The sequence below is a fragment of the Paenarthrobacter sp. YIM B13468 genome (assembly GCF_042788025.1).
Lineage (GTDB): Bacteria > Actinomycetota > Actinomycetes > Actinomycetales > Micrococcaceae > Arthrobacter > Arthrobacter aromaticivorans.
Window position 1 is genome coordinate 1 of record NZ_JBHZPI010000031.1, and the last position, 19,183, is coordinate 19,183.

Genomic DNA, 19,183 nt, shown 5'->3' on the forward strand with positions numbered 1-19,183 from the left:
ATCAACGCGGCGAAGATGGCGCTCTGGGGTGACGGGACGCACCGGGTGTCGCTGGATGAGGTCATCGTGACCATGCGTGAGACGGGCAAGGACATGTCCTCCAAATACAAGGAAACCGCGATGGGCGGCCTGGCCGTCAACGTCGTCGAATGCTGAGTCTGTTTACTGTCAGTCCCTAGTGCCATGCTGTATCCATGAGCGGGGGATACGACAGGGATTTCTTGCGGGCACGCCTTGAGCTGCCCAGTCCGTCGGCAACGACGATTCTTTTGGATTACATCCACTTCTCCGTGCGTTTCCGGGCTGCCCGGAAACTCGCGGCGATCGTCGGCGTCAACATCAACGGCAAGGAACTGAGTCCGCTGGCTCGCGAGGGCACATGGCATTTCGATGACAGGATCCCCAAAGAGCAGCAGGCCGGGCCGGACGTCTACAAGAACAATGCCTTCGATCGCGGGCATCTTGTGCGGCGCCTGGATCCCGTCTGGGGTGACGAGGCCACGGTCAAGAAAGCCAATCAGGACACCTTCGTCTTTACCAACGCGGCACCGCAGGTGGACGACTTCAACCAAGGCAAGGAACTCTGGGTGGGGCTCGAGGACCACGTGTTGGAGCACGCGGACGCGTACGACGCCAAGCTTTCGGTGTTCACCGGACCCGTACTTCTCGACGACGACCTTCCCTACAGAGGCGTACAGGTTCCGCGGAAGTTCTGGAAAATCGCAGCATGGACCAACGATGCCAAGCTCGCCGCCGCGGGCTTTGTGTTGGACCAGTCTCCGTTGCTTGGCAAAGTTGAGCTGAAGAGGGCCATCGACCAGCGGCTCCTGGAAGGCGAACCGCCGCCCTTGGGACCGTTCCGGACCTTCCAGGTTCCCATCGGCCAGATCGCAGACCTGACCGGACTGAGTCTCAGCAGACTCGCCAACGCGGACCGGCTGGCCAGCGGCCAGCGGGAACTCGGGAAGCAACCGAAAGCCATCAAGTTGGAGAGCCCTGATCAGATCCGGCTGTAAGGACACGAACGCCCCCTTTATGATCCGGCCCAAGCTATTCTCGCGTAGTTCGAATGGGCAACTCACCGGGAGTCGGGCTATTTTCCTCGGCCCGATAGACTTGAGGCTGCATGTCCGCATGGGCACTTGCTTCTGAGCACCGATTTGAACACTGCACCAAACCCTGAGATTGGACACGGCCACCTTGCGAGAATTTACCGCCCGCTTTGCCACCGCCGAGGAAATCGATAACTGGGACAAGCACGTCACAGCCAACCCCAATGGCGGCAACATGCTGCAGTCGGACGCATATGCGGCAGTCAAGGATGGCAACGGCTGGTTGGTCCGCCGCCTGGTTCTGGAGACCGCCGAATATTCCAGCTACAACCTGCTCCTTGAGAAGAAGTTCCCTGTCCTTGGCCGCCTTTGGTACCTCATCAAGGGACCGGACGCTTCGTCCATTGATGACATCAAGCCGATGCTTGGCTCAATCGCTGCACTGGCACGTGGGCAGAAGATGAATGTGTTCTCCATCAAGATTGAGCCAGACATCGTTGCATCCAGCGAGGCGACGGCTCAGCTCGCGGCCGCCGGGCTGATGAAAGCCCCCAACATCCAGTCCAACGACTCAACAGCGCTGCTGGATATTTCGGCCCCGGCCAATGAAGTGCTCCGCAGCATCTCATCGCGGGCCCGCAACGCGGTCCGCAGGGCAGAACGTGAAGGATGCGAAGTCCTTCCGGCTGAGCCTGGCGAGGACAGCTACCGCAAGCTCTACGCCCTGATGCAGGACACAGTGAACGCCAAGGGTGCCATGCCGTTGCGGAGCTACGAGTACTACTCCCGTTTCTGGCAAGAATTCTGCAGCCGGGGCCAAGGGCACTTCTTCTTTGTCTACGAGGACGGCGCACCCAGCGTCGGAGCTTTCGTTATCAACTATGGTTCCAAGGCAACCTACAAGGATGGCGGCTCCACGCAGAACCGCAAGCAATACGGTGACTCGCATTTGGTCCAGTGGGCTGCGATCCAGCGGATGCAGGATCTGGGCTGCGTTGAGTACGATTTCTGTGGCACGCCGCCTGCCGCCCGAATCAAGGACAAGACCCACCCGTTGTTCGGTATGGGTTTGTTCAAGACGAGTTTCACCAAGACCGTGACGGACTTCGTCGGCTGCTATGACCTTGTCCTGGGACCCATCCGCTACAAGCTGTGGCTCAAGGGTGCAGAGCGCGTCTTCCGCCGACTGGAAACTATGCGAACCGGCGGACAGTTCTACTGAGAACCGGCACCAACCCAACACACTTCAGGCCAGCCCCGGCCACCAACGGGCGCAAATCTATCTAGGTGAGGTAATTTCTTTGACTCCGATCGAGGCTGGAACCGGCATGGAATTCGTGATTCTCAGTGACGCTGATTTCGAGACATTTGCCAAGGGACACCCGCAAGGCAGCTTCATCCAGTCCGTGGACCTGGCGCGTTTCCAGCGTGCCCGCGGCCAGGAGGTGGAGCTCTTTGGTGTGACCCGCGGTGGCAGCCTGATCGCCGCCGGAAAGCTCGTCTACACCGCCAACCGCTTTGGCTACAAGGTCTGCGACTGCGCAAAGGGACCACTGCTGGACTACAACGACGCCGAAGCGGTGCGGTTCGTCGTCGAGCAGTTGAAAAAGCATGCGGCCTCGAAAAAGGCTGCTGAGCTGGGGATCTCACCGAACGTCAAGTACATCGCCCGCGACGAGGACGGCGCCGAGCACCCGGAGGTTGAGGACAACCGTCCACTGCTGAAGGTACTGGCAGGGTTGGGCTTCAAGCACCAGGGCTTTGAGATGAACTTCGCGAACATCAATTGGATGTTCGTCAAGAAGCTGGACGGGATCGTCGATTCTGAAGAGCTCATCATGGGCATGAATTACCGCACGCGCAAGGCCATCCGGAAGGCCGAAAAGAACGGCGTTTACCTGGAGCAGGCCACGCTGGAAACGCTGGACGACTTCTACAACGCGCTGAGCACTGCCGGCGACGAAAAGGGCTTCACCTACCGCGAGCGTGACTACTACGAGCAACTGCTCCGCAATACCTCGGATGAGTTCACGAAGCTCATGATGGCCAAGATCAACATCCCCGAATACCGGGCGTCGATCACCGAGCGTCTGGATGCCGAAGCCAAGACGCTCGCGGACCTCAAGCGCGACGTCGAGGAAACCGGGAGCAAGAAGAAGGCCAATCGCATCAAGGTGGTCCAGGACCTCGTGGACAGCTACGAGCGAAGCCTCAAGGATATTGAACGCTTCCCCGACTCGGTGGGCGTGGCTACCGTTGCGGCAATCCACTTCGCTTGCTCCGGCGATGAAATCGTGTGCGTGATCGGCGGTACTGTCCAGGACTACATCTACTTCAACGGAGCTACGTCGCTTTACTGGGGCATGATGCTGCACGCGCTCAACAATGGCTACTCCCGCTACAACTTCTACGGCACGTTCGGCATTCAGGGCCAGGATGAAACCGGTCACGGCGGCTACGAATTCAAGAAGGGCTTCGGCGGCGAAGTGGTCCAACTGGTGGGCGACTTCGTTGCACCAGTGAACGTGCCAGTGTTCACCGCTTACCAGGCGGTCAGGAAGCTTGCAGCTGCCGCCAAGACGGTCCTGGCAAAATTGCCGGAGCCTGGAATCCTGCTGAGTAAATTCCGGGGGAAGAACTAATCAACGAAGCCAAGGGAGGAACACTGCGTGACTGAACGCCCTGAGGGCTCCGGCGGCAGGCCTCACACTGACGGCTTGCCCAAGACCCAACCGATGCGGCCATCGCAAATCCGGCAGAACGCCAATGCCAAACGCATGCTGATGCGCTTGGTGCAGGGCGATAGCCCGCCCACAGCCCCCATGAACATCGTGGACCGGCTCGCGGGAAGTCCCTACGCCAACCCAACGATCCAGGTGGTCGGCGTCGACGCCTCAGCGCGCAAGACCATCGACTTCGCCCTGCATCTGGCCGAAGTCATGTTCCGCTACGGTGCAGGCGCCCTTGAAGTTGAGACCAGCATGATTGCGGTGACTGCCGCCCTTGGCTTGAAGAACGTTGAAGTGGACATCACCAACCAGTCGGTGGCCATCAATTATGCGCCAAAGGACCAGACCCCCATCACGTTGCTGCGTGTGGTGCGCTCGTGGACCAACAACTACGCCGGCCTCGCCCAAGTGCATCAACTGGTCACCGACATTGTGGCCGGGGGAGTTGGCCGCGACGAGGCAGTCCGTCGGTTGAATGACATCGTCCGGAGTGCCAAGCCCTTCCCTCGCTGGATGGTCACGGTTGCCTTCGCTGTCTTCGCCGCGGTGTTTGTGGGCGTACTGGGCGGCGGTCCGGGCGCTTCAGCCTTGGCCTTTGGCTCCAACTTGCTGATCAGCCTGGTTGCGCGACAACTGAGCCGGTGGCGCACCCCGGACTTCTTCATCACCATGTCGTGCTCGTTCCTGGTTACATTCATCGCGCTCATGTTGCGGTGGGCGGGCGCGGACATTGCTCCGTCCATTGTGGTTGCGGGCGGGATCCTGTTGTTGCTTCCAACAGGGAGGCTTGTGTCCTCCGTGCAGGACGCCATCAACGGCTTCCCCGTCACGGCAGCAGGACGATTCCTCTCCACGCTGCTCACCTTCGGCGCGATCGTCGCTGGTATCGCCGTCGCCGTCGTGGTCGGGACCCTCATGGGCAGCGCAGTCCTGGACGTCACCCAAACATTCCCGGATGCGTATCCTTTGTGGGGCCAAGCCATTCTGATTGCGATAGCGGTAGTGGCTATCGGCGTCACCGAACAGACGCAGATGCGTTTGTTACTCCCGACGGCGGCGGTCGGCTTGGTCGGCTTCTTCGTCTTGTGGGGGGCTACCACTGCAGGGTTCGGCGACCGCTTGTCGCCGGCAGTTTCGGCGGTGGCCATCGGCCTGCTGGCTCGGGTAGTGGCGCTAAAACTTGGTGCTCCCCAACTTGTGGTTGCTGTTCCGGCGGCGCTCATTCTGCTGCCCGGCCTGACTATATTCCGTTCAATGTATGTATTGACCATCGAGGAAGCGGACATTCTTCAGGGTGCCGGAGGCATGCTGAATGCAGGCGCGATCGTCCTGGGAGTTGCTGCAGGAATCGTGCTGGGGGACAACTTGGCGCGGCCGCTCACAAAGGGTCTGTCCAGCAACGAGCGCCGCAGGGTACGGCGGCGCTAGATCACTTCTGGCCGCTAGATCAGTCCCGCTGTTAAATCTGTCCTACGGGAAGCTTCTTCTCTGCCTGGAAAACTTCCTCTACCCGGCCCTGGGCCCAGTAGCCGGAGAGGGAAACCTGCGAACGTTCCAGGCCGCGCTGGGAGAAGAAGATCTGGCGCAGGCCCTTCATGTAGCCCCTTTCGCCATGCGCAAAGACGTCTACGCGGCCGGGCAGCCACTGCATGTCGCGAAGCGCGTCCAGCAACAACTCGCTTGATCCGGCCGGCACTCCGTTGCGCTGCAGCCAACGGAGTTCCAGGCCGGCAGGAGCAGAGATAGGCAGGATATCCTCGGCACCGTCCACCTCGAGGAACGCAAATCCACGGGCTTCCGGGGCAAGTGCCTCTATGCAGGCTGCGATGGCTGGAATCGCGGCGTCATCGCCTGCGAAGAGGTGCCAATCGGCGTCGGGCGCGGGGTTGTAGGCACCACCGGGGCCGGTAAAAACCAGCGGGTCCCCAGGTTCGGCTGCCGCTGCCCAAGGCCCCGCCAGGCCCTCGTCGCCATGGACTACGAAGTCAATGGCCAGTTCCCGTTCTTCAAGGTTGGCCCAGCGGATGGTGTAGGTCCGGGTATGCGGCCATTGCTCACGTGGCATCGTCTCGCGGATGGCCCACAGGTCCAGCGGAAGTTGGTAATCAACGCCGGGCTGCGGAAAAACGATCTTGACGTATCGGTCCACGTATTCGTTGTTCGCATAGTCGCTGAACCCTGGGCCGCCAGCGACGATCCGCACCATGTGAGGTGAGAGCCATTCTTTGCGCAGGACGGTCAGGTTAACCTGCGGGCGCGTGTTCCGGGTGGCGGACGAGGTGACGGGGAGAGCAGCCATGTAGGCAAGCCTAAGCTAAATCGTTGGGTGTCACCTGGGTATGAGTCGAAGGTTACAAGACGGGTAGTTCCCAATTGACGGGCTCTGCGCCCTGTTCCGACAACAGCTCGTTGGCTCGGCTGAACGGCTTGGAACCAAAGAAACCACGGGATGCCGAAAGGGGGCTCGGGTGCACCGAAGTGATTGCCGGGGTGCCATCCAGCAGTGGCATGACCGCTTCGGCGTCCTTCCCCCACAGAATCGCTACCAGGGGACTCCGGCGTCCCGCGTCGTCGGTGCGATGGGCTACCGCCCTGACGGCCGCCGTCGTGATTGCCTCCCAGCCTTTGCCGCGGTGTGAGCCAGCGCTCCCTGCCGCGACACTCAGGACGCGGTTCAGCAGCAGGACGCCTTGGTCCGTCCAAGCTGTGAGGTCGCCGTGGATGCGTGGCGGCAGCCCGAGGTCTTCGTGGAGTTCGCGATAGATGTTTGCCAGGCTTCGGGGGATCGGCCGCGTATGCCGCGAGACGGCAAAGGAAAGCCCGACGGCGTGTCCCGGGGTTGGGTACGGATCCTGGCCAAGGATGAGTACTTTGACGTCAGCCAGTGGCCGGGAGAAAGCCCGGAGAAGGTTGGTAGCTTGAGGAAGGACTTGGATCCCTTGGGCAGCCTGAGCGGCAACAAAGGCCAAAGCTTCACGGAGTTGGCCTTCCACGGGGCGCAACGCGTCCGCCCAATCCGCGGCCATGAGCTCTTCCAGGGGTTGGTCAACAAGCTCGGCGAAGCCCGAGTCGGCAACGCCGGCAGGTTCCAGGTCAAACAGTGCATCCTCACCAGTCACCCTGTCATTGTCTCCTCCATGGCATCGGCGGTGCGAATGACAGCGTTGTTATTCGCCCGTAACATGGGGGTAGGACATTTTCCCCCAATCAGCGTCAAGGAGTGTGCCGTGGCAGAACCAGCACCGGAACCAATGGCGCCGCAGTCTACCGTTTTGGCACTTGAAGACCTGGCGGCAGAGACCCGCAGCGACTCACCTTTGAGTGACCGTGATCAGCAGATGTTGGCGTTGGAGCGGCAATGGTGGAAGTACGCCGGCGCCAAGGAACAGGCGATCCGTGAGCTCTTCAATCTCTCCGCCACGCACTACTACCAGATCCTGAACGCACTTATCGATACGGAAGATGCGTTGGCCCACGATCCAATGCTTGTGAAGAGATTGCGTAGACTACGTACGTCGCGCCAACGTGCGCGGACAGCGCGCCGTTTGGGGTCCGACGCGTAAATCGCCCGGCTGATAGTCAGCAGCAACCAGCAAGGACAAGGCTTCACCATGACCAAATTTGCCAAGGATGAATTCGACCGGGTCCCACAGAACAGCTCCCGGCAGGGTGTGCACCGTGACGCCCAAGAGACGGTCCGCCCCAATTTGTGGCCGGTACTGACCGTAGGAGCCGTCGCCCTGGTGCTGGGACTCGTCGCTTTCCTGATACTTCCGCGGCTTGGCCTGGTGGCCCCCGGTGCGTCCACAAGCGTTTCGACGCCGGCGCCCCAGCAGAGCGAAACCTCCCCGTCTGCTGCACCTACCGAATCAAGCAACGCCCCCATCGCTTCCGGTGAGCCGAGCCCGGGTACCACACCCTCGGGCGAGACCTCGGCAACTCCTTCTTCCGCGCCCGTGGACAAGGCCGTCGCTGTAGCCGTCTACAACGGCACGGCTACGGCCGGGCTTGCCAGCCGCGTCGCAGGGCTGGTCCAAGGCGACGGCTGGACACTGGGAACTGTGGGGAACTGGGGAGGCCTGCCGCAGCAGTCTTCCGTGGTCTTCTACAACGTGCCCGGTCAGAAGACGAACGCAGAAGCGCTCGGCAAGCTTCTGGGTATTTCTGCGGTTGTTGAATCTCCCGAAATACAGCAGCCGCTGGTTGTTGTTGTGGGACCTGGCTACCAGTAATTTCGCTGACTTTCAGCCGTTTTTCACCGGGTTCCAAGCCTTCAAAGCGGCAACTCGGTTAAGCCTCAATAACAAAAGTCATGCTGGACCCCTCCGCGGCAGCGCGCGGATAGTGACTGTGGTTACAGTGGATTGATTCCGGTCCGGAGATCCCGGCAACCGGTCTTGGCTACTGTGAAAGTGTGGGCATCATGGCTTTGGGAACCGTCAAATGGTTCAATGCCGAAAAAGGGTACGGCTTCATCACTGTGGATGACTCCGGCGACGACGTCTTCGTGCACTGGTCCGCTATCCAGATGGAAGGCTTCCGCGCTCTTGAGGAAGGCCAGCGGGTGGAGTTCGAATTAGGCGAAGGCCAGAAGGGTCCGCAGGCCGAAAGCGTCCGCGTGGCATAGTCCCTTCGGCCGTCACGTCAGCTAACGGCTGAAACCCCTTTGTTTATAGCGCAAAGTGGCACTTCTGCTTGCACTCTCCCCGGTCGAGTGCTAATTATTGATTTAGCACTCCTACGCTTCGACTGCTAACTGCGGCCCGGTTTACGCCGGCGGTGGACGGCTCTCGAAACGGAGGAGGATCAAGAAACACCTTGGTGGGGTGAGGTTCGGAGCGCGGGGCATACAGAGGCCGCAAGCAAAGGACCGTCCGTCGCGGGCACTCCATCTGACAGGTTCCTTCTTAACGACTGTCCCGAAAGGACTACCGCCGTTATGGCCAAGATCATTGCATTTGATGAAGAGGCACGCCGCGGCCTCGAGCGGGGCCTGAACATCCTCGCCGACGCCGTCAAGGTCACCCTCGGCCCGCGTGGACGCAACGTCGTCCTCGAAAAGAAGTGGGGCGCCCCCACGATCACCAACGATGGTGTTTCCATCGCCAAGGAGATCGAGCTGGACGATCCTTACGAGAAGATCGGTGCTGAGCTGGTCAAGGAAGTTGCCAAGAAGACGGATGACGTCGCTGGCGACGGTACCACCACCGCTACGGTTCTCGCCCAGGCACTGGTCAAGGAAGGCCTGCGCAACGTTGCCGCCGGCGCCGACCCCCTGTCCCTGAAGCGCGGCATCGAGAAGGCCGTTGAGGCCGTCATCTCCGAGCTGCTCGCCTCCGCCAAGGAGATCGAGACCAAGGAAGAGATCGCAGCTACGGCTTCCATCTCCGCCGGCGACCCGGAAATCGGCAGCCTCATTGCCGAGGCCCTGGACAAGGTGGGCAAGGAAGGCGTCATCACGGTCGAAGAGTCCAACACCTTCGGCCTGGAGCTCGAACTCACCGAAGGCATGCGCTTCGACAAGGGTTACATCTCCGCTTACTTCGTCACTGACGCTGAGCGCCAGGAAACGGTCCTCGAGGACCCGTACATCCTGATCGTGAACTCCAAGATCTCCAACGTGAAGGAACTCGTCACGGTTCTGGAGAAGGTCATGCAGTCCAACAAGCCGCTGCTGATCATCGCTGAAGACATCGAGGGCGAGGCCCTGGCCACCCTGATCGTCAACAAGATCCGTGGCACCTTCAAGTCTGTAGCCGTCAAGGCTCCCGGCTTCGGTGACCGCCGCAAGGCACAGCTCGCCGACATCGCCATCCTCACCGGTGGCCAGGTCATCTCGGAAGAAGTTGGCCTCAAGCTGGAGAACGCTGGCCTGGAACTCCTCGGTACCGCCCGCAAGGTTGTTGTTACCAAGGACGAGACCACCATCGTTGAAGGTGCCGGCGACGCCGAGCAGATCGCAGGCCGTGTTGCCCAGATCCGCGCCGAGATCGAGAACTCCGATTCCGACTACGACCGCGAGAAGCTGCAGGAACGCCTGGCCAAGCTGGCCGGTGGCGTTGCAGTCATCAAGGCCGGTGCCGCAACCGAGGTTGAGCTCAAGGAACGCAAGCACCGCATTGAGGACGCAGTCCGCAACGCCAAGGCTGCTGTTGAAGAAGGCATCGTCGCCGGTGGTGGCGTTGCCCTCATCCAGGCTGGCGCCAAGGCATTCGCCAACCTCACCCTCCAGGGTGACGAAGCAACCGGTGCCAACATCGTCAAGGTTGCCATCGACGCTCCGCTGAAGCAGATCGCCTTCAACGCTGGCCTCGAGCCGGGCGTTGTTGCCGATAAGGTTCGCGGCCTGCCTTCCGGCCACGGCCTGAACGCTGCCACGGGTGTGTACGAAGACCTGCTGGCTGCCGGCGTCAACGACCCCGTAAAGGTCACCCGCTCGGCTCTCCAGAACGCTGCTTCCATCGCTGGTCTCTTCCTGACCACCGAGGCTGTAGTTGCCGACAAGCCTGAGAAGAACGCTCCGGTTGCCGGTGGCGACGACATGGGCGGCATGGGCGGCTTCTAAGCCTCCTAAGCTGTAGCGTCACGCATTAGAGCAACGACTGCGGTCCCCACCATTTTGGTGGGGACCGCAGTCGGCGTTAAGAACCAAGTAGGCGTAAAACCAAATAGGGGACAGATCGGGCTCTTATGAGGGCCCGTAGCGGGAGGTGCTGTCCCCAGTTGGCACTAGCACGCTTTCAGTGTCTGTGTGGTCTGGCAGGATTGAAGGCATGACGATTATTGCTGCCGCCGATGGCTCTGCCCTCGGCAATCCTGGGCCGGCCGGCTGGGCCTGGTATGTTGACGACTCCTGTTGGCGCGCAGGAGGTTGGCCCCACGGCACCAACAACATGGGCGAGCTCATGGCTGTCCTGGACTTGTTCCGCTCCACCGCCCACGTTCCGCAAGAAGAACTGCTGATCCTTTGCGACAGCCAGTACGTCATCAACTGCATCACCAAGTGGATGCCCGGATGGAAGCGGAAGGGCTGGCGCAAGGCTGACGGAAAGCCCGTCTTGAACGTTGACCTCCTCAAGGATATCGACCAAGCAATCGTCGGGCGCAAATACACATTTGAATGGGTCAAGGGCCACGCCGGACATGACCTCAACGAGGCAGCAGACGAGCGCGCACGCGCCGTAGCCACCGCCTTCCAGCAGGGCACGGCAGCTCCAATCGGACCAGGGTTTACGGGTTCAGGCCAAGTCTTGGCCGAGCCTGTTCCTGCCGCAGCGGCCGCCGGCAGCGTTACGAGCACCAGCCCAGTTCGCACAACCGCTCCCGTTCCCACAACCGCTACAGGTCCCCAGACCAGAGCTGGGCTCAGCTTCCAGTCCCACTCCGAACCCACGCTGTTTGGGGAGTCGGGTATCTTCGGCCAGCCGGATCTCTTCAGTGAACTGGACGAGGATGCGTCCGCCCGGGAGGTGCCCGCAGAGGAAATCGTGGTTGCCTTGGAGCGCGAGCTCCTGCGCCCCGACGTGCGCACTGACATCGGCAGGATTGGAGTATTGCTTCATCCCGACTTTGCCGAGATTGGAAGCTCCGGTCGCTTCTGGACCCGGGACGCCATGATGGTCGCCCTTGAGGAGGACCCAGGCGAACCCATTGAGTTGGAAGTTCTTAGCGCCGATCGCCTGAGTGAGAACACTATCCTGCTGAACTACCGCAGTTTCGCGCATTCAGGTTCGGCCCTCCGCAGTTCCGTTTGGCTGCTGGACCGAGGCCAGTGGCGGCTCCGATTCCATCAGGGAACCCCCGAAAACTGACCCAACTGGAGGCACAGCACAGGAGGCAAGCAGGGAAGCAAGCAATGGGCTTTGATGACCTGCGGGGCGGCTGCACAGGGGGAAGACAGCCGGCCCCGCAGGAGCTTATAGGTAGCTGGACCTCGTGTGTAGCTTGACCGTGGAGCCCCTTAGTAGGCGAACCGCTGGGTGTTGCCCTGCTCCACTTCGAGGTAGCTTGCGGCCGCCGACGCTAAAGCCATGTTGATGGACGCCAGTGAGCCCTCGACTTTGTTTTGCGTCAGGGACCATTCAAGGACAAGCGATTGGAAGTTGGTGGCAGCGGAACCTTTCCACGTGGCTTGAAGCTCGTCCAGTCCTTGCTTCATGGCTTGCACGTCCGTGCTGATGCGGTCAACGGTTGCTTTGACGTTGGACGACTTGAGCTGAAGGAGCTCAGTGTCGACGGAAATGACGCTCATGGGTAATGCCTTTCGACGATGATGTTCCGCTGGTCGCGGCGGTATGCGTGGCCACAACATTGAGCCTAGGCAGCCGCCTGGGGCCGGGGAACAACCGTTCGTCGCTATGTGGATAACGGCTCTGTTGAAGGGCCGCTAGAGGTAACGCCGCCACGGGGGACGCCAGCATGACTGGCATATCGGCGTTATTGGGATATCAGCTCCGCGGGCTCCTCGCGGAACGGGAGGCTGACCACCAAAGTTGCGCCGCCGCCGTCGGTCTCTTTCACCCGGACGCTGCCCCCATGCGAGCCAACGATGGCAGCCACAATGGCCAGTCCGAGGCCACTGCCGCCGGTTTCGCGGGTGCGGGAGGTATCGGCGCGGTAGAAGCGTTCAAAGATCTTGTTGGTCTCAGCCTCCGGAATGCCGGCCCCGTGATCCCGTATTTCGATGACCGAAAACGCGCCTTCAGGACTGGTCCGAACACCAACTGCGAGTTCTATCGGGGTGCCCTCTGGCGTGTAGCGGAGGGCGTTGCCCACCAAGTTGCCGATAACCTGCCGAAGTTTGGCCTCATCCCCCTGGACCGGGGCTGGGGTGGGGGACGATCCGTCGAGCCCGATGAGCGTAATGTTCCGGTTGCCCGATGAGGCTTTGGTATCCACTACGGCGTCGTGCGCCAACAACTGAAGGTCCACCGGCTTGAGCTGCAACGGCCGCTGCTCGTCCAGCCGGGCCAAGAGGAGCAGGTCTTCCACCATGGAACCCATCCGCTTGGCTTCGCTTTCGATTCTGCCCATGGCGGTGGCGACGTCTTCGGGAGTCGCCAGCGCGCCGTGGCGGTAAAGCTCAGAGAAACCCCGGATAGTGACCAAGGGAGTCCGGAGCTCATGGGAAGCGTCCGCAGCGAAGCGGCGCATCCGGGCTTCCGAAGCGGCGCGCGCCGCAAAGGAGGCCTCAATATGGGCCAACATTGCGTTCAATGAAGCGCCAAGCCGGCCCACCTCTGTATGGGGGTTGTCGATTTCCACGCGTCGGGAGAGGTCGCCTGCGGCGATCGCTGCGGCTGTCTTCTCCACCCTTGCCAGGGGCCTGAAGGATCGTGCCACAGTCCAAGTAGCGATGAAGAACGCCAGAACCAGGGTCAGCAGGCCAACGCCCACCACCACCAGCACGGCGTGTTCCATGACTTTGTCCACGGGCGTCAGCGGCAGGCCGATAATCACTACGCCGTTCTGCCCGTTGGCCACGACGCCCACGGCGACGACACGCCAGTTGCTACCGGCGGTGCCGCGCACCTGGAACGGTGCATTGCCACGCGCTTTGGCCTCGGCAGGAGTGATGTTCGCGATCGCCGGACGGTCGTCTTGCATGCCGCCAAAGGGGTACGGCGAAAGCCCTGGAACGTACAGGGTTAGCGAGTAGTCCGTGGGTACGGCAGGGTTCGGCTCGGACAGCTTGTCGAATGACTGCTGGTCCTGGGCCAGCGCGACGGCGGCCTTGAGTTTGTCGTCCACCTGGCCTTGCAGGTAGCTCTTGACGAGCGTCAGCGTGCCAGCACCCGTCGCGGCCAGCGCGAGGAGGAGCAGCCCCATGATGATGGCGACGAGCTGCGACCTCAGGGACGCCGATTTCCAGCGTTGCAGCAACGTCAGCGCTTCTCTGCCGTTCGCAGCACGTAGCCCACTCCGCGCTTGGTTTGGATGAGGGCTGCGGCATCGGGGTCGATGTCCACCTTGCGGCGCAGGTAGGAGATGTACGACTCAACGATCGAGGCGTCGCCGTTGAAGTCGTATTCCCACACGTGGTCGAGAATCTGTGCCTTGGAGAGAACGCGGTTGGGGTTCAGCATGAGGTAGCGCAGGAGCTTGAACTCGGTGGGGGACAGCTCAATGACCGTGCCACCGCGTCGGACCTCATGGGCGTCGTCGTCGAGTTCGAGGTCGTCCACCCGGATCACGGCGTCGTCGTCCTCAAGGGGCTGCGTCCGGCGCAGTACGGCGCGGATGCGGGCCACTACTTCGTCAAGGCTGAATGGCTTGGTGACGTAGTCGTCCCCGCCCACAGTCAGGCCCGTTACCTTGTCCTCGGTGTCGTCCTTTGCCGTCAGGAACAGAACAGGGAAGTGTTTGCCCGCGGCACGGAGCCGACGCGTCACCGTGAAGCCGTCCATGTCGGGCAGCATGACGTCCAGGACTGCGAGGTCGGGGGCATGAAGGTCGGCGGCGGCCAGGGCTTCGCGCCCATTGGATGCGGCAACGACCTCGAAACCTGCAAACCGCAGGGACGTGGAGAGAAGCTCGCGGATGTTGGGTTCGTCGTCGACGACAAGGAGCTTGGCTTCGGGGCCGTTCTTTTTCATGACACCCATGATGCTCCCAGTTTCTGTGAGTTATCTGGATGCTTGATGTGAGAAGGCTGGCGCGCCGCTAGGCTCCCAGTGCGAGGCCTGCGCCGAGGGCTCCCATGGTGACTGCGATCCCGCCGTCCAGGATTCGCCAGGACGTGGGGCGCGCGAAGAAGCCCCGCAGGAACCTGGCACCAAAGCCCAGGGAGGAGAACCAGAGGACGCTTCCCAGCATCGCCCCGGCACCAAACCACCATTGCAACGGACTGCCCTGGGCGCTGGCCAGCGAACCGATAAGCGCGATGTCCAGGTAGACATGCGGGTTTAGCCACGTCAACGCCAGGACCGTGGTGAGGACCGCGGCGAGGCCACGTTTGGTGTCGGCATCGGTGGACGCCGTATCGGAAGAATCGAGCGACTGCGGGCGAAGAGCGCGACGGGCAGCAAGCACCGCGTAAGCCACCAGGAACGCAGCCCCCACAAAGCGCAGAATCACGACGGCGGCAGGAGCGACTGCTATAAGTGCGCCAGTGCCAAGCACCCCGGCGGCGATAAGAATGGCGTCTGAGAGTGCGCAAACTGCGACCACCGCACCTATGTGTTTGCCGAGGATTCCTTGCCGAAGCACGAAGGCGTTTTGGGCGCCGATAGCAACGATTAGGCCAAGACCCGTCACAAGGCCGAGGCCTGCCGAGTTGAAGAAGTCAGAGAAAGTCACCCTTCGAAACTATGGGTCGCAGGAGACTTAGACCAGCTAATGTTTTTCATGTGCCGTAAGATTTCCTTATGCCGCAGTTTCCCTCAGAGCAGTTGCTCACGTTCGCCACCGTCCTTTCGGAAGGCACGTTGGATGCAGCTGCGCGCAGGCTCCACATCACGCCGTCGGCGGTGTCCCAACGCTTGAAGGCGCTTGAGCAATCGTCCGGAAGGGTCCTGCTCCAGCGGAGCAATCCGGCGCAGGCCACAGAAGCAGGCGAAGTGGTGCTTCGCCTTGCCCGCCAAGTGGCCCAGTTGGAAGCAGACGCGAGCGTTGAGTTGGGTTTGGGCACGGATGGTCCGCAGCTGGCTGTGCCAATCGTCGTGAATGCGGACTCGCTTGCGGTCTGGTTCCTGCAAGCACTTGCCCGTGTACCCAGCGACCTCAACATCACCTTTGACCTGCACCGCGACGACGAACAACACTCCACCTCGATGCTGCGTTCGGGGACCGTCATGGCCGCAGTCACGGCCACCCCGGATCCGGTGCAGGGTTGCCGTGTGGAGAGCCTCGGGGTCATGCGTTACCGGGCAGTGGCAGCTCCAGTCTTTGTTGATCGTTGGTTTGCAGATGGGGTGGACGGAGGCAAGCTCAATACGGCACCAACCGTGGATTTCGACCGTAAGGACACCTATCAGTGGGCCTTCGTGGAATCGTGGCCGGATGCTTCAAAAGCACAACAGAAGGGGCCGCGACACTACGTGCCGGCTTCGCAGGACTTTGGCGACGCCATTCGCTTGGGCTTGGGATGGGGATTGATTCCGGAAGTTCAATGTGGGCCGGATATTGCTGACGGGCGCTTGATTGAACTCGCTCCCGAGCGCCCCTTTGATGTTCCGCTCTACTGGCAGCGCTGGAAGACGGCATCGAGAGTGCTCGACGTCCTTAGCTCGGTAGTGCGCGAAGTCTCCGCCGAGTACCTTCGGACGCCCTAGTCCAGACGTTCCAGGTGATGGGTCGTGACCCGCTTTGCTGCCTGCGCTTCCTCCTGGCAACCCATTTCAGTTGCCTTCGAGTGTCCCGGACATCAAAGACAGTCAGGAAGCAACGGCCCTAAGAGTTAAGACAAGGGTTAAGATCCGAACACGCCCACGGATGCTCCTAAAAATGTCGGTGCCCCATTCCACACTGGAAACATGGCAAAAGAAGCAGCCCCTATCAGCATTCACCAGAATGAAAAAGCCCCGGACGTCGAGTTCCACGTGACGTACCTGGATACAGACTCGGACCACATCAGGCGCGAGGAATTTCCGGACCTGGCATCAGCCGAGCGCTTCGCCAGCGCGCAGCTCCATGACGCCGATTGCTGGGCAGTCGTGGATCACATTGCAATCCCGCACGCCAGCCGCATGGTTGCCTGAGACCGTACGCCGGACGTCCGCCCCGCCAGCTGTCCTATTCAGGCCGGTTGTGGGCATGGCCGCCGTGTACGAAGTCAGACGACACGCCTTCGTACTTCAGCATCATCATCATTCCTTCTGCAGCATGGTCCAGGTTGTGGCAGTGATCCATCCAGATGCCCGGATTGTCCGCGTGCAGCAGTAGCTCCCATACGTCGCCCGGCAGCACGTCCACGGTGTCGAGGATCAGCGGCGATCCACTTGGGGCAACGCCGTTCCTGCTGAGTACTTGAACGTGGTGTCCGTGCGGATGCATGGGGTGTGGCTCCGCGGTGCGGTTCACGATCGTCATTTTTATGGTGTCCCCTTCGGCCACCTCAATGGATGGCACCAAGGGATAGGCTGCGCCGTTCACCGTAAACGCGTAGCGCGGAACTCCGTCAACAAAGCGGAACTGGCGATCCAACACCAGTACTTCCTCCCGGACATTTTCTGCGGGTGCCGGTGTGCCAGCCACAGGTTCGCCATAGTGCAACAGGTCCAGGACGGGGGTCCTCGCAAAGACGCCCGGCTGTGCCTTCTCCGGGACGTCGGCCGCGTTCTCCGAAAGGTCGTCTGCCTTCCCTGCGGTATGGGCGCCTTCCCCAGCCGAGCTGGCCGGGCCCGAGCCGGACGGGGCAACCACGACGACGGCGCTGGCCGCCGAGTCAGAGCGGAGCGTCACCTCGGATTCGGGCATTGTGAACGTGACGTCCATCCTTCCTCCGGCTCCAAGCCTTAATAGCTTCCCCGTGACCTCCTGAGGCTGGTTCACCTCCGTTCCGTCCACTGCCGCAACCTTGAACGCCGTTCCGTCCACAAGGTAACGCTGTGGCAGGGAATCAGTGTTGATGAGACGAACGCGAACGCTCGAGCCCGGAGCGGCCTCATGAATACTGCTACGGTCTGAGGAGCCCAGCAACCCCAGACCGCCGAGGTCGTGTCCCGCCACCACAATGTCAGTGTCCGCGCGCGGCAGTGTGGGGTTGTGCACGACGAATGTGCCGTAGAGGCCCTTGCGGACACCTTCGGCCGAGTCTTGGTGCGTGTGGTACCAATATGTGCCAGCTTGGGCAGCAAGGAACCGGTAGGTCATGGACTGCCCGGGCATGACGGCGTCCTGGGTTGCCCCGGCCACGCCGTCCATGGCATTGGGGACGTCGTAACCGTGCCAGTGCAAAGTCACGCCAGCGCTCACGTCCTGGTTCCTAAGCACAACTTCCATAACCTCGCCCAGTTGCGCTTCAATGCCCGGCCCGGGGAGGCTTCCGAAGGTCCATGCATCAGTGGATTCCCCGGAGGGCAAGGTTATGTGTTCCGTGCGGGCAGTGAGTTCATAGTGCCGGACCACGGCATTGTCAGGGAGGTCGCCCAGCAGGCTGGTTACCGGAATTGGGGCCACCACGGGTGCAGTGGGGACACCTCGGTGATGACCGACGGCGGCCGTAATCACCGCGCCATCGGCGGACCGGCTACCCAGCCAGGCAAAGACTCCCGAACCTAAAGCGGTGCAGGCCATGAGTCCGGCGACTGCAGCAGCCGCCGTCGTGCGCCTGCCAACCATGCGCCTGCGAACCATGCGCCCCCCGCCGGGTGAGACGCTCCCGTCGGCAGGAGCGGGAGGAGCGGGCGGAGCGGGCGAACGCTGGAACGGAGGGAACAGCGCGAGCCTGGCTATCATCACAGTCCCTGCAACCAGGAACAAGAGAACCGCCAGCGTCCACGGGGCGGGGAACGGGCCGAGGACGAAGGCCAGTGCGAGTGAGGCAATAGCCGAAGCCGCGGCCGACACTATGGCGAGAACAGCCCATTCCTGGGTTCGGCCAATGCGTCCGGGCAGCTCCCTTGAACGTGGTGGGCCGGTGTTCCGTCTCCTCAGCAAGTACGGAACACCGGCCATCGCGGCCCAAGCCGCGGGGATGGCGGTCAGAGGCAGGCTGATGGTTGTGCGTTCGCTGGCAAACCACCAACTGCCCGCCGCCAAAGCGGGGAGCAAGGCGTAGCGCGCCGCCGTGGCAACGACGCCCAAGCCCAACAGAAGAAGTGCCAACTCGACAACGCGTGGCTTGGCTGGCCTCTTGTCAGCTGTAGAAGAAATGGCCATCCAGGCGGCGGCTATCCAGGCGCCGGCGGCAAGGACGGCCAGCACCAAGTCGACGGCCAATAGCTGTGAAATATTCACAGCTGCCGCTGGTCACGCCGTAGCGGACGAGGCGGAAGCATCCGATGCTGCTGCCTTGGGTGGAAGGGGCTGGGGGTTGAGTGCAAGCGCACGGGCACGCCTGAACAACCAGTAGGACATGAAGATGATCAGCAGTCCTGTGACGGGGTGGATGGCAGCCACCCACGACCCGGAGGGCGTGATGAAATCTTCGGACGATCCGGTGAGCATGCCGCCGATGATGAAGATGAACAGCTGCACCCACGTCATGAGGAAAATGCCGGCGGCAAGCCAAATAGTCCGGGATCCGGCTTTGGCAATAGCCGCGACAATCACAGCCAACAGTGCCGAATAGCGCAGCACGTATTGGCCGTTCATTACGTGATAGACGCCCGCTTCGTGCTGGGCTTCAATGCTGTTTTGGAAATGGAAATAGCCGGCAAAAAAGAGCTGGGCAAGCCCTGATAGCAGGATGATTGCCGACAGGACCAGGAGGGTCTTACGCATAGGGAATCCTCTGGTAAA

At 61.5% G+C, this 19,183-nt stretch carries 20 protein-coding genes; 12 read left to right on the forward strand and 8 right to left on the reverse strand.

Features of this window, described 5'->3' with window-relative positions; genetic code table 11:
* From ACFX4T_RS22980 to ACFX4T_RS23000, 5 genes are all read left to right on the forward strand, one after another.
* A partial coding sequence (locus ACFX4T_RS22980; RefSeq protein ID WP_377654500.1) for an L-serine ammonia-lyase, iron-sulfur-dependent, subunit alpha occupies positions 1–156 on the forward strand: 156 nt, incomplete at its 5' end.
* Positions 157–194: 38 nt separating this feature from the next.
* Positions 195–1,016, forward strand: coding sequence for a DNA/RNA non-specific endonuclease (locus ACFX4T_RS22985; RefSeq protein WP_377654433.1), 822 nt, complete (start codon positions 195–197; stop codon positions 1,014–1,016).
* Between the two features lie 169 nt (positions 1,017–1,185).
* A complete protein-coding gene (locus ACFX4T_RS22990) occupies positions 1,186–2,274 on the forward strand; it encodes a lipid II:glycine glycyltransferase FemX (protein ID WP_377654435.1) in 1,089 nt (362 codons plus the stop codon).
* Between the two features lie 106 nt (positions 2,275–2,380).
* On the forward strand, positions 2,381–3,694 hold the full coding sequence (locus tag ACFX4T_RS22995) for a peptidoglycan bridge formation glycyltransferase FemA/FemB family protein (RefSeq protein ID WP_377654502.1): 1,314 nt from the start codon (positions 2,381–2,383) through the stop codon (positions 3,692–3,694).
* Positions 3,695–3,721: 27 nt separating this feature from the next.
* Positions 3,722–5,209, forward strand: a complete 1,488-nt coding sequence (locus ACFX4T_RS23000; RefSeq protein WP_223948068.1) for a threonine/serine exporter ThrE family protein — start codon at positions 3,722–3,724, stop codon at positions 5,207–5,209.
* A gap of 31 nt (positions 5,210–5,240) precedes the next feature.
* Here the strand turns inward: ACFX4T_RS23000 and ACFX4T_RS23005 are convergent, their stop codons facing one another.
* Complete coding sequence (locus ACFX4T_RS23005) at positions 5,241–6,080, reverse strand: siderophore-interacting protein (RefSeq protein WP_377654438.1); 840 nt, start codon at positions 6,078–6,080, stop codon at positions 5,241–5,243.
* A gap of 52 nt (positions 6,081–6,132) precedes the next feature.
* Positions 6,133–6,900, reverse strand: a complete 768-nt coding sequence (locus ACFX4T_RS23010; RefSeq protein ID WP_377654440.1) for a uracil-DNA glycosylase — start codon at positions 6,898–6,900, stop codon at positions 6,133–6,135.
* 108 nt (positions 6,901–7,008) lie between these two features.
* On the opposite strand from ACFX4T_RS23010, the gene ACFX4T_RS23015 reads away from it, so the two are divergent.
* From ACFX4T_RS23015 to ACFX4T_RS23035, 5 genes are all read left to right on the forward strand, one after another.
* Positions 7,009–7,344: a DUF3263 domain-containing protein gene (locus ACFX4T_RS23015; RefSeq protein WP_377654442.1), complete on the forward strand. Its 336-nt coding sequence runs from the start codon at positions 7,009–7,011 to the stop codon at positions 7,342–7,344.
* A 48-nt stretch (positions 7,345–7,392) separates the two neighbouring features.
* A complete protein-coding gene (locus ACFX4T_RS23020; RefSeq protein WP_377654444.1) occupies positions 7,393–8,013 on the forward strand; it encodes a LytR C-terminal domain-containing protein in 621 nt (206 codons plus the stop codon).
* Between the two features lie 191 nt (positions 8,014–8,204).
* Positions 8,205–8,408: a cold-shock protein gene (locus ACFX4T_RS23025; protein ID WP_216926027.1), complete on the forward strand. Its 204-nt coding sequence runs from the start codon at positions 8,205–8,207 to the stop codon at positions 8,406–8,408.
* Between the two features lie 312 nt (positions 8,409–8,720).
* Positions 8,721–10,346 (forward strand): chaperonin GroEL, encoded by a 1,626-nt coding sequence (groL, locus tag ACFX4T_RS23030; protein WP_216926028.1) that lies wholly within the window; start codon positions 8,721–8,723, stop codon positions 10,344–10,346.
* A 208-nt stretch (positions 10,347–10,554) separates the two neighbouring features.
* Entirely contained in the window at positions 10,555–11,592 is a 1,038-nt protein-coding gene (locus ACFX4T_RS23035; RefSeq protein WP_377654446.1) for an RNase H family protein, read from the forward strand.
* Between the two features lie 149 nt (positions 11,593–11,741).
* Here the strand turns inward: ACFX4T_RS23035 and ACFX4T_RS23040 are convergent, their stop codons facing one another.
* The 4 genes from ACFX4T_RS23040 to ACFX4T_RS23055 form a co-directional block, all read right to left on the reverse strand.
* On the reverse strand, positions 11,742–12,032 hold the full coding sequence (locus ACFX4T_RS23040) for a WXG100 family type VII secretion target (protein ID WP_377654448.1): 291 nt from the start codon (positions 12,030–12,032) through the stop codon (positions 11,742–11,744).
* A gap of 185 nt (positions 12,033–12,217) precedes the next feature.
* Positions 12,218–13,663, reverse strand: coding sequence for a HAMP domain-containing sensor histidine kinase (locus tag ACFX4T_RS23045; RefSeq protein ID WP_216926031.1), 1,446 nt, complete (start codon positions 13,661–13,663; stop codon positions 12,218–12,220).
* 2 nt (positions 13,664–13,665) lie between these two features.
* Complete coding sequence (locus tag ACFX4T_RS23050; RefSeq protein WP_026543233.1) at positions 13,666–14,376, reverse strand: response regulator transcription factor; 711 nt, start codon at positions 14,374–14,376, stop codon at positions 13,666–13,668.
* 67 nt (positions 14,377–14,443) lie between these two features.
* Positions 14,444–15,079, reverse strand: a complete 636-nt coding sequence (locus ACFX4T_RS23055) for a LysE/ArgO family amino acid transporter (RefSeq protein ID WP_377654451.1) — start codon at positions 15,077–15,079, stop codon at positions 14,444–14,446.
* 68 nt (positions 15,080–15,147) lie between these two features.
* On the opposite strand from ACFX4T_RS23055, the gene ACFX4T_RS23060 reads away from it, so the two are divergent.
* Positions 15,148–16,053, forward strand: a complete 906-nt coding sequence (locus ACFX4T_RS23060) for a LysR family transcriptional regulator ArgP (RefSeq protein ID WP_377654453.1) — start codon at positions 15,148–15,150, stop codon at positions 16,051–16,053.
* A gap of 201 nt (positions 16,054–16,254) precedes the next feature.
* Positions 16,255–16,479 carry a hypothetical protein gene (locus tag ACFX4T_RS23065; protein ID WP_377654455.1) on the forward strand — a complete coding sequence of 75 codons (225 nt, stop codon included), beginning with the start codon at positions 16,255–16,257 and terminating at the stop codon, positions 16,477–16,479.
* Between the two features lie 34 nt (positions 16,480–16,513).
* Here ACFX4T_RS23065 and ACFX4T_RS23070 read toward each other — a convergent pair whose 3' ends face one another.
* Positions 16,514–18,679, reverse strand: coding sequence for a multicopper oxidase family protein (locus ACFX4T_RS23070; protein WP_377654457.1), 2,166 nt, complete (start codon positions 18,677–18,679; stop codon positions 16,514–16,516).
* 12 nt (positions 18,680–18,691) lie between these two features.
* Positions 18,692–19,165 carry a hypothetical protein gene (locus tag ACFX4T_RS23075; protein ID WP_216926036.1) on the reverse strand — a complete coding sequence of 158 codons (474 nt, stop codon included), beginning with the start codon at positions 19,163–19,165 and terminating at the stop codon, positions 18,692–18,694.
* Positions 19,166–19,183: the final 18 nt, after the last annotated feature.

What these genes read in the sequence shown, in the direction of transcription:
- ACFX4T_RS23075 (WP_216926036.1), bottom strand. Translation starts at nt 19,165, where the DNA reads ATGCGTAAGACCCTCCTGGTCCTGTCGGCAATCATCCTGCTATCAGGG.
- ACFX4T_RS23060 (WP_377654453.1), top strand. Translation starts at nt 15,148, where the DNA reads ATGCCGCAGTTTCCCTCAGAGCAGTTGCTCACGTTCGCCACCGTCCTT.
- ACFX4T_RS23005 (WP_377654438.1), bottom strand. Translation starts at nt 6,080, where the DNA reads ATGGCTGCTCTCCCCGTCACCTCGTCCGCCACCCGGAACACGCGCCCG.
- ACFX4T_RS23025 (WP_216926027.1), top strand. Translation starts at nt 8,205, where the DNA reads ATGGCTTTGGGAACCGTCAAATGGTTCAATGCCGAAAAAGGGTACGGC.
- groL (WP_216926028.1), top strand. Translation starts at nt 8,721, where the DNA reads ATGGCCAAGATCATTGCATTTGATGAAGAGGCACGCCGCGGCCTCGAG.
- ACFX4T_RS22995 (WP_377654502.1), top strand. Translation starts at nt 2,381, where the DNA reads ATGGAATTCGTGATTCTCAGTGACGCTGATTTCGAGACATTTGCCAAG.
- ACFX4T_RS22985 (WP_377654433.1), top strand. Translation starts at nt 195, where the DNA reads ATGAGCGGGGGATACGACAGGGATTTCTTGCGGGCACGCCTTGAGCTG.
- ACFX4T_RS23040 (WP_377654448.1), bottom strand. Translation starts at nt 12,032, where the DNA reads ATGAGCGTCATTTCCGTCGACACTGAGCTCCTTCAGCTCAAGTCGTCC.
- ACFX4T_RS23065 (WP_377654455.1), top strand. Translation starts at nt 16,255, where the DNA reads ATGGCAAAAGAAGCAGCCCCTATCAGCATTCACCAGAATGAAAAAGCC.
- ACFX4T_RS23050 (WP_026543233.1), bottom strand. Translation starts at nt 14,376, where the DNA reads ATGAAAAAGAACGGCCCCGAAGCCAAGCTCCTTGTCGTCGACGACGAA.
- ACFX4T_RS23035 (WP_377654446.1), top strand. Translation starts at nt 10,555, where the DNA reads ATGACGATTATTGCTGCCGCCGATGGCTCTGCCCTCGGCAATCCTGGG.
- ACFX4T_RS23020 (WP_377654444.1), top strand. Translation starts at nt 7,393, where the DNA reads ATGACCAAATTTGCCAAGGATGAATTCGACCGGGTCCCACAGAACAGC.